At 59.4% G+C, this 9,808-nt stretch carries 9 protein-coding genes; 4 read left to right on the top strand and 5 right to left on the bottom strand.

Translation table 11 applies throughout. From position 1 onward, the window contains the following. The first annotated feature begins 32 nt into the window (after nt 1-32). The 3 genes from HKN37_11710 to HKN37_11700 are packed head-to-tail and all read left to right on the top strand — an operon-like array spanning nt 33 to nt 2,253. A complete protein-coding gene (locus HKN37_11710) occupies nt 33-224 on the top strand; it encodes a hypothetical protein (protein NNE47312.1) in 192 nt (63 codons plus the stop codon). A 2-nt stretch (nt 225-226) separates the two neighbouring features. After that, nucleotides 227-1,333, top strand: coding sequence for an FAD:protein FMN transferase (locus tag HKN37_11705; GenBank protein NNE47311.1), 1,107 nt, complete (start codon nt 227-229; stop codon nt 1,331-1,333). Beyond that, entirely contained in the window at nt 1,330-2,253 is a 924-nt protein-coding gene (locus tag HKN37_11700; protein NNE47310.1) for a TIM barrel protein, read from the top strand. The genes HKN37_11705 and HKN37_11700 overlap by 4 nt, the downstream gene beginning before the upstream one ends. 21 nt (nt 2,254-2,274) lie before the next feature. Here HKN37_11700 and HKN37_11695 read toward each other — a convergent pair whose 3' ends face one another. Continuing rightward, a complete protein-coding gene (locus HKN37_11695; GenBank protein NNE47309.1) occupies nt 2,275-4,848 on the bottom strand; it encodes a peptidase M14 in 2,574 nt (857 codons plus the stop codon). 52 nt (nt 4,849-4,900) lie between these two features. After that, complete coding sequence (locus tag HKN37_11690; GenBank protein NNE47308.1) at nt 4,901-5,851, bottom strand: N-acetylmuramoyl-L-alanine amidase; 951 nt, start codon at nt 5,849-5,851, stop codon at nt 4,901-4,903. A gap of 239 nt (nt 5,852-6,090) precedes the next feature. Here HKN37_11690 and HKN37_11685 point away from each other — a divergent pair, with 239 nt between their 5' ends. Beyond that, on the top strand, nt 6,091-7,197 hold the full coding sequence (locus HKN37_11685; protein NNE47307.1) for a hypothetical protein: 1,107 nt from the start codon (nt 6,091-6,093) through the stop codon (nt 7,195-7,197). Nucleotides 7,198-7,217: 20 nt separating this feature from the next. On the opposite strand, the gene HKN37_11680 is transcribed toward HKN37_11685, so the two are convergent. Genes HKN37_11680 through HKN37_11670 form a run of 3 tightly spaced genes read right to left on the bottom strand, consistent with a single transcriptional unit; the run spans nt 7,218 to nt 9,485 of the window. After that, nucleotides 7,218-8,204: a Gfo/Idh/MocA family oxidoreductase gene (locus HKN37_11680; GenBank protein ID NNE47306.1), complete on the bottom strand. Its 987-nt coding sequence runs from the start codon at nt 8,202-8,204 to the stop codon at nt 7,218-7,220. Nucleotides 8,205-8,215: 11 nt separating this feature from the next. Further along, nucleotides 8,216-8,809 (bottom strand): isoprenylcysteine carboxylmethyltransferase family protein, encoded by a 594-nt coding sequence (locus tag HKN37_11675; protein NNE47305.1) that lies wholly within the window; start codon nt 8,807-8,809, stop codon nt 8,216-8,218. Next, complete coding sequence (locus tag HKN37_11670) at nt 8,799-9,485, bottom strand: hypothetical protein (GenBank protein NNE47304.1); 687 nt, start codon at nt 9,483-9,485, stop codon at nt 8,799-8,801. Before HKN37_11670 ends, HKN37_11675 begins: the two co-directional genes overlap by 11 nt. Nucleotides 9,486-9,808: the final 323 nt, after the last annotated feature.

The raw sequence follows: 9,808 nt of genomic DNA, 5'->3' as shown, positions 1-9,808 counted from the left end.
AATACAAATACGCTGATGCGGAGAACGGCGCTGTGGCTACCATGACCGCCATCATGGGACGTATGGCGACATACTCCGGCAACATCGTAAACTGGGACGCGGCTCTCAGCTCGAACCTCAACTTGATGCCTGAGCGTTTCGCATTCGATGCGGATCCCCCGGTTCTGCCTGACGAGAGCGGGAACTACCCGGTCCCGGTACCTGGCGTCACACCGGCTCTGTAGATATGAACACCGACGCCGATTCTTCGACATTCCTCCGGGGATCAAAGGGGTCAACGCGCGCTCGGTGCGGTCGCCATGCTGTGCTGGTGTTAGCGGCGATCGTGCTGACGGCGTTACCGGCGTCTTCCCAGGAGGTCACGAGGCACGAGTTCGCCGAAGTCGTCATGGGCAGCGAGTTCAGGATCGTTGTGCACTCTGCAGATTCGAGCGTGGTTCGCGTTGCCGCCAGGGCTGCGTTTGCGCGAGTGCGCGATCTGGACGAACGACTGAGCGACTGGCGATCCGATAGCGAACTGAGTAGCCTCTCCAATATCGCAGGTGTGGATTCGTGCGCGAGAGTAAGCCCGGACCTGCTATATGTCCTCACTCGGGGTCAAGAGTTCGCGATGGCGTCGGCGGGCTCGTTCGACATGACGATAGGTCCGTTGAGTCGCCTCTGGCGGTGGGGCCGTCGGCGCGGACAACTGGCTCCCGAGGCTCGTCTGCGACATGCCCGAGAGGCTGTCGGATATCGGAAGCTCGTCGTCGATTCAGCCCATCATTGTGTACGGCTGACGGCGCCGGAGATGAGTCTCGATCTGGGCGGCATAGCGAAAGGGTACGCTGCCGACGAGATGCTGCGCACACTCAAGTCCCATGGACTGAGAATGGCCCTGATAGACGCCGGCGGCGATATTGTGGTTGGCGACCCGCCACCCGGTAGCCATGGGTGGCTGGTGCGAGTTAGTGCCGCAGATGAGTCCGGCCGGGTTGTGCAGGAAGGCGTGCGACTGACCAATGCTGCCGTTGCCAGTTCCGGAGACGCGTATCGATATCTGGAGATCGACGGTATCCGGTACTCTCACATACTTGATCCGATGACAGGATATGGTATCACGGTTCGGAGGCTCGTGACGGTAGTGGCCCGGTCGGGCATCGAGGCTGACGCTATCGCCTCCGCAATCAGCGTGATGGGTTGCAACGGACTCCGGCTGGCTGAACTGACAACGAGCCGGGCATGGGTGATAGAAGTCGCCGGAGATGAGCACACGACACTGTGCGGCACGGAGCCCGATGAGTTCTCCGCGAAACGTCAGATCAATCTTCTCTCTCAGACAAACAGAAAATGAAACGAAGACACTTTGTACAGACCGGAGTTCTCGCGAGTGCTGCGCTCGTGACGGGCACAACTGCTGCGCCGACGGCGTCGGGGCTGTCGACGTCCAGCAAGCCGTTCAACCTGAGATATGCACCACATCTTGGCATGTTCAGAGCTCACGCCGGAAAGGATCCAATCGATCAGCTCAACTTCATGGCTGATCAGGGTTTCACAGCGTTCGAAGACAATGACATGAAAGGGAGGACGATCGACCTCCAGTCGAGGATGGCTGCGACGATGGCACGGCGTGGTATTCAGATGGGCGTCTTTGTGGCCCACAAGATCTACTGGCAGGAGCCCAACCTTGCGAGCGGCAAGACGGATTGGCGCGACGAGTTTCTGTCAGATATCAGAGACTCCGTAGTGGTCGCGAAGAGAGTGAACGCTACATGGATGACCGTGGTGCCGGGACACGTCGACCTGCGCCTTGACATGGGCTATCAGACGGCAAACGTGGTCGAGACGCTCAAGCGCGCGGCTACCATCCTGGAGCCGCACGGGCTCATCATGGTGCTCGAGCCGCTCAACTTCCGGAATCATCCGGGCCTCTTTCTCACCCGCATTCCGCAGGCGTTCGAGATCTGCCGGGCCGTCGGAAGTCCATCATGCAAGATCCTCGACGACCTGTATCATCAGCAGATCTCTGAAGGGAATCTTATTCCCAACATCGATGCGGCGTGGGACGAAATCGCATACTTCCAGATCGGTGACAATCCGGGTCGCAACGAGCCGACGACGGGTGAGATCAATTATCGCAACGTATTCCGGCACATACATCAGAAGGGATTTGAGGGCGTGCTCGGAATGGAACACGGCAATTCCGGCGACGGAGTGGAAGGGGAGAAGGCCGTTATCGCTGCCTACAGGGCATCGGACGATTTCGGGATGTGATCCCGGGATAAACGTTGCCCGCTACAGGGCCTCCGCAAGAAAGACGGCATTGATAAACATCCTGCCGGCTCCGAACCAGAATCCGCGGAAGTTCGGGTTCTCCGCGAACAGGATTACCTGCCCCTTTCCGTGTGATCGGGTCACTACCGACGCCGCCTGCGGGGTCAGCTCGGCGATCTCGTCCGGCACGTAGCCACTGAGCACCGGCTCCTCTGCATACTGTGCGACGACCACACTGCCGGGCCGCGGCTTCGACATGAAGCGGTGCCCCTGTCGAAAGACGGGCAAAGTCTTGCCGAGGCCGAAGGCCAACGGGTGCGTCTGATCGACTACCGTGTTCAAAATGGCTCCGCCGATGTAGTGCGCCCCGCGTGTCCTCGACCGTTCCGCATAAGGCACTCCGATCAGCAAAGAATCGAGATCGGCAGCCAGCGTGTCCGCGTCGATGAATCCGTTCGCGATCGCCCACAGGGACGCATCCGATGTCGCGATCAGATGTCCGCCGTTGGAGACCCACTTGTTGACCACGTCTGCCGGGAGATCCGGATACCGGCCACCGGCCACAACGAGTGTCGTGTAGCGAGTCAGATTCTCCGGCCCTGTCACCGAGCCGGCATCAAGCAGCGACACGGGTACCTCGAATCGTTCACTCAAAAGGTGCCAGACTTCTCCTGCACGGTAGGAACTAGTGCCCGCACCCGTGATAAGTGCGATACGCCGCTTCGTTAGCAGTTTGTTGCCCGGACTGCCGAGATCGGGCCCGTCGACGGTAAGTGCCGATGTCACGGAGTGGAACTGAAATTGCCCCGCTCCAGTGATGCGACCCAGCACGGAGCGTAACGTTTCGGAGGGCAGAGTGCCCCGCGTCACGATGATCGTACCTGCTTCGAACGAACGGTCACCTCGCGCGGTCGTTGCCCGGAAACCCTGCGTTGCTACCCGGGCGTCGGCTCCCGCTTCGAGCAGCTGCACCAGCGCCCGGGCGGAGTAGAAGTCGTTCCAATCCAGGCAGTACGCAACTGCATCCGACACCGTGATTTCGGCCGGCGCCGACCGACCGTCCTCGAGCGTCCAGCGGCCCGCCAGCATGTCGCCGGGGATGCGCGTCAGCTCCTTGACCGCCAGGTCGAAAGCAAGGGGAAGCGTCCACGCGGAGACGTCGTAAAAAATCGAATCGGGAAATTCGGTTCTCCGTTCGAACAGCGCATCGATGAGCCTTGACTGCGGCTGGCTTCGCGGGATGTAGAGTGAAGCATCGGGCGCGTACGTTGTGCCGTCAAACTCAACCGGTGTCCGCAGAGCAAAAACCTCGATCCTATGTTGGGTCATCAGATCGGCAAACGCTTCGATCCGTGAACGATCGCTACCTGCACCGACGAGAAATCCCTTCACCGCATCACCAGACGTTTCCCGTGCAGCGGCCGAGTAGAAATCGCGCTGGTATTCCAGCAATCGCACCCGATTCTGGACCGTCGCTTTGAGTGTCGAAAGGGAAGTGGCGAACTGATTTCTGACCGTGGTCGCGTAATGTAAGTCGCCCCCTCTGGTCTCGCGTGCGAGCCCGCGCGACGACGCTTGCTCGAACAGAATGCCAACAGCACCGCTGATGTCGGGATACGAAGACCATTTTCCGTAATAGAAATCGTCGAATGTCTCTTCCGAGTAGTACAGAGCCGGCATGAGATCCAGTGCCTGTGCGTGATACTTCGCGATCTCCGCCGTCAGCTCCTGATTGAGGCGTGACGTGTTCGGATTCGTGCGACTCGGGATGCCGGGCTGGAAGAAATATGTTCCCTCGCTTCCCATCTCGTGAAAGTCGGTGACGACCTGCGGCCGCCAGTGGTGGAAGACTGACAGGCGCCCCCTCGTTTCTGGATGCTGCGCAGGGAGATAGTCGCGGTTGAGATCGAAGAAGTAGTGATTCGTCCGTCCGCCGGGCCACGGTTCATTGTGTTCCCGATCCTGTGGGTCCGAGACCGCCGCCCGGCCTCGATTCCGATTCGCCCATGTCGTGAATCGCGAGCGCCCGTCGGGGTTGAGCATCGGGTCGATGATGACGACAAGGCGATCCAGAATGGCGTCGACGGACGGGCCCGTTCCGGCAGCGAGGTGGTACAGCAGAAGCAGTGCCGCCTCGGTCCCGCTCGCCTCATTTCCGTGTACGCTGTAACTCATGAGGACGATCGCCGGCATCTGTTCGACCAGCGAACGCGAAACGTTGTCCGGGCTGTCCGATAACGTGAGGTTGTCGGCCCTGATCCTTTCCAGGCGAGCATGATTTGATGGAGATGTGACGATCGCGTGTATCAGCGGACGGCCTTCGTAGCTGAGTGCATGACGACGGACCACCACGCGGTCGGAGATCTTCTCCGTGGCCTCGAAATAGTCGACCACCTGGTGCGGTTCGGTGTGTCGCGATCCCAATCGATGACCCAGAATTGCGTCGGGAATCGGAATGCCCGCATCGTAGCCGAGGAGGCCTTCGACGGGCGGAAAGCTGACGGCCAGGGGCAGCTCCTGCGCGCGGGCGATGGGAGGCAGAGCGAATGCCACAATAGCGAACCTGCCGATCAATCGAAATATGGAAAGAGCCATGAAGTGATCTCGTTGAAGCTGCGTTGTCTGACGGCGCTCGGAGTCGTCGCTGTCAGTCGGAAGTTCTGCCAAGTCTGACCGCGACCATCTCCTGGAATGTGCCATCGCGAAGACGCTTTCTAAGATGGTCCCCGGGGCACTCGGTCGGGGCAAGGTCGCTGTGGCCCTGAATACGGTCGATCGGGATATCGAACTGATCCACGGACCATGCCATCAGGTCGGCGATCGCGTTTACCTGCGCTTCCGTCGGCTCCTGGAGACTGTAGTTGCCGAGGACGCTGATCAGCAGATGCCCCGACGGATTGTACCTGGTGTTTGTCTCGCCCATGTAGCGCCAGGATCTGCCCTCGTAGATGTTTCCGTCGAGGTCGATGAGGAAATGGTAGGGCACGTCCCACCACCCGCGATCCGATTCACCCCAGGTTTGAAGATTGCTCAGCTTTTCGACGGGATCTTCGTCAGCCGTCAATGGCTCTGCGCTTCCGCTGTGGTGGAGCGTGACGTGCGTCGGAGTGTGTTTGACCCGAAGCCGGCTGGCTGGCCCACCCGCCTCCGCCGAGACCCGGATGTGCTCGGGCACGGTTGACGCGTCGGCAATCTCAAGTTCCGCAAGTCCACGGCCCAGCTCGTCCTCGGCAAGATGAAGGGCGAGTACGGCAATCCTGTAGCCGTCCCAGGTCCGTGCAGTTCCCTCTGCCATTGTGACGGCGGCACGACGATCTCCGCGGGCCAGATCGAGATCAAGGCTGTCTCTGTCGGCGTCCGATGTCGCTTCTCGCGCCGATATCACTGCTACAGTCAATTGCCCGAACTCAAGCGTGTCTCCCGGCGCCAGATTCCGTCTTGTAGCATCCGCATCGTAGCCGAGCGGAGGGTGTGCCTCCCAGGCGCTATGCGGAATGGTTGCCGGTTGGAGCAAAGGTCCGGTCGAGATCGCCTTGCGGCCACCTGCGCATCCGGTTACTACGATGATTGCGAGAGTCCAGAGAGTTCGTGCTTTCATTTTCATGCTCTTGCAGCACGGCTGATATCGAACGCGCTGCCGGTTGTGAATTGCTTCTTTTATCAATTGACGCCTCGTCTCACCAACTAACATACGGAACGCCGCTGCTCTGTGGCCTCCCTCTTTGAAGCCTGTGGTCTTGTGAAACCCTCGTCAGAATTGGATGACGTATTGTAGTAACTTCGGCTGACTGCGAGTACCGGGATGGGTCGATCTCGCCAACTTCAGTGTGCAGGGTTTTGACATCAAAAGCCGTTCGTCGTTCGGGTTCCATAATTGCAGGACTTGCCGCAGCCGCGTTTCTCGCGGGTTGCCAGGTGACGCCGCCACTGGAAGATTCGCTTCACGGCAGATTCTCGCCTCCATCGGGCCAGACGCTTCTGATCATTGGGCAGGATCTCGGATCGGTCGCAGATTACGCGGTCAATATTCCGGTTGTGCCGGGAGGGATCACCACGTACACCGATATCAGTGAGGATGATCACGGTGCACTGCTTTACGGTCTGGAAGAAACGGTGGACTACGGGGCCGGCAATGTGAGTGGCCGCGTTTCGGCAGAGTCGTTTCCGAACTCCGCGCTGGCCATCGGGCTTCACATTGTCGATCAGACGGGCACCAATCTTCTCCACATGATTGATGGCACGCACGACCCGGCGATCGATCAACTCGGCGACTTCATCGCGAGCATCGACCGACCTGTTTATCTCCGGATCGGTTACGAGTTCGACGGCCCCTGGAACCATCATGAGCCCGAAGCCTACGTCGAGGCGTTTCGATACATCGTTGATCGCCTGCGAGTCAACGGCATCAACAACTTCGCGTCCGTATGGCAGTCGGCAACAAGTGGTGCCGGGACATACAGAGATCTTCCGTTCGATACGTGGTATCCGGGCGATGAGTATGTGGACTGGATGGGCACTTCATACTTCGTGTTCGATCCAGTAGTCTATGATGCGTTTCTCGAATTCGCCCGGTCCCATTCCAAGCCGGTCATGATCGCAGAGGCCGCGCCACAGGGCTTTGATCTCGCTGACCTGACGTACAGTGGAGCATCAGATGGTCTGTCGTTCGAACCCCGGACATCAGGCGACGTGTGGAACGAATGGTATGCTCCGTTTTTCAGTTTCATACACGAGAATTCGGACGTGATCCGGGCCGTTGCGTACATCAACTGCGACTGGAACGAGCAGGATATGTGGCGTCCCGGAGGAACCAACGGCTACTGGGGCGACACCCGGGTACAGGTCAACGACGATATCAGGGCCCGCTGGCTGGCCGAAATCGGAGATCCGCTCTGGCTTCACGGATCGCTGGACTTGTTTCAGAATCTTGGCTACGACGACTGATTGGCGCTGCTACGCTGATCCTATTCGAACGAGTAGGAGAGGCCTATTCTCGTTCTGATCTGGTCCATCGTTTCCATCGTGTCCATGGTTGCTACAGGCGGCATGACGGGACTCTCCGTCAGGCCACGGTCGATGCATCGCATGGCTTCTTCGATCTGATACTCGAATCCATTGTGACGAACGGGACGCTGGACATCCGCAATGTGGTCACCCTGTGACAGTGTGGCTACGCCCGCTTCCCAGAAATTGGGGTGAATGCGGATGTGACCGTCGCTGCCATAAATCGTGAAGTCGTTGATCGTCTGACAGAGCATGGTCGTCGTGAATTGCGAGACGGTCTCCGCACCGAACTGAAGACTCACCGATGTCAGTTCGTCGACGCCCGTTTCGCCAAGTATTGCGCGCGCCACGACGGAATCGGGGCGCCTGCCGACGACCCACCGGGAGATCGCCGTATTGTACACGCCCATGTCGAGTATGGCGCCGCCGGCGAGGGCCGGGTTGAGCATACGACCGGTCAAGTTTCTCGGGACAACAAAACCGAATGTCGATGTCATGAGATGTACGTCGCCAATAGCGCCGTCGTCCAGCCATTCGCGAACCTGTCGATAAACAGGGAGGAACACGGTCCACATTCCTTCCATGAGGAACAGTCCGCGGTCGCGTGCCAGGCCGAAGAGCGATTCGGCATCCCGGGCGTTCACCGTGATAGGCTTCTCGCACAGAACGTGCTTGCCGGCCTCAAGGCACATACGAGTGTTCTCGTGGTGGAAGCGATGCGGGGTCGCGATATAGACGGCGTCGACCCGCTCGTCGTCCACGATCTGCTCGTACGACCCGTATGCCGTTGGAGGATTCCACTTCTGCGCGAATGCGTCAGCCCGATGTTGATCCCGACTGGCAACGGCTTGGAGGGAGGCACCATCTACGACCGTGATGGCATCCGCAAACCGGTGTGCGATGCCGCCGGGACCAACGATTCCCCAGTTGACAGTGAAGTTTGCCATTGTGTCGAGATCTATGTACCTGCCGACGCATCACGCTCTTGCGAGTCGCCGGGACGTGATGTGATTAGCCTGATGAGTCCTGCCGCGAGGTTGAATCGAGGCACGCGTTCGGCGTAGGATTCGTAGGCTCTTCCGAGATGTTGTCGGCAGAACCGTTCCTCGTGCACGGATTGAATATAGAAGAATACGGACGTCGCGAGGGCGAGTGCGACTATGAGCGGTGCGGGATTGAGCATCGCCAGGCCGACCGCGAGTAGACAGTAGCCGAGATATTGCGGATGCCGCACCAGCCGATACGGACCACTCGTGACCACCTCTCTTGTCCCGTAGAACGGATCGCCGTCACGAACATCTCCATGTCGTGCGAGGAAGAATAATGGCGAGACGACGAGGTAGATCGCGATCACAAGAAGAGCTACGCCGGCTGCGGTCGCGATCGGTAATGATGGAGCGTCGATAAGTGCGCTGGCCACCAGCAGGGCCACCATCAGGACGGAAGCGACCAGGTCCGGGATCATCGGTCGCTTGGCAGCGGACTCAGGTGCGCCGGGCGGCTCCTTCATCTGTCGTTCCGGGCCGCGCGGTCCGGTGTTCTTACCGTTCACGCGATCGAATGAAGTCGCGCTGCAGCCGATTGGCGAGCCGATCGGCTGAAAACTCGGCCAGCCCCTCGAGAGCAGCCGCAATCTCATCGACCGATAGTGAGGAGAGTATCAGCGCTGTGATGACATTGTTCGCCGCCGGCCCGGCACCGATAACGGCTCCGCGAACGGGATCTCGGGCGGTGATTTCGCTCTGCCAGATCCGCCGTCCTGTCTCTCCGTCAATCAGCATGAGCCGGGCATTGATCATGAATTCGGCTCCGGCCGTCCAGGAGTCAGCCACGATGCCGTAGTCGGACACGCGAAGATCCAGTACATAGTCGGACGTATAGGCGTCGTCAACGGCTCTTGATCTCAGCATGAGGGACGAGCGATCGAGAGTCTGGTCGGCGATGAGTGCCGAGACATCTACGATGGCGAGGGCGCTGTCCAATCGACGACGGAGTCGTCGTGATTCCGCCTCACGAATGGCCCGGCTTCCCGCACGAATAGCAGTGCGCAATGGTCTGTTCACATCAACAAAAAAAGCGTCGTCCGAGAATACATCGGGCCGCGGCGGAATGGCCTCGACGAGGGCCAGGGTCGATCCGTTGAAGTCGTATTCAGCAAGTTTGTTGGATGAACCGCAGGCGCTCATCGTAAGCGCAAAAACGAGGAACAAGATTGTGCGTGTCTTCATGACGAGTCATCTCCGTCGGGCTAGCGGCGTGTGGTATATCGGGCCGAACGAATTCCGGAACATAAGAACTTCCGTGTGGGGAAGACTTCGCGACGAGAGGCCGGTGCGCTTTTGGTTGCAGGTGAATGCCCGATAACCGGTTGTGCGCGAACGTCCGATCAATCTCCCACGGTATCCGGACGGCGTCATGGTACGGTGAAGCTCAGAGTTTGCGGAAGGAAGCCTGATCCAGGTCGTTGCTTCATGCAAGCCCACCGTCATCGCCGCACCGAAGCCCATCGTCATCGCCGCACCGCAGGCCATCGTCATCGCCGCACCGCAGC

The organism is Rhodothermales bacterium, from assembly GCA_013002345.1.
In the GTDB taxonomy this organism is placed as follows: domain Bacteria; phylum Bacteroidota; class Rhodothermia; order Rhodothermales; family JABDKH01; genus JABDKH01.
This window is presented reverse-complemented; position numbering and strand designations above follow the sequence as displayed.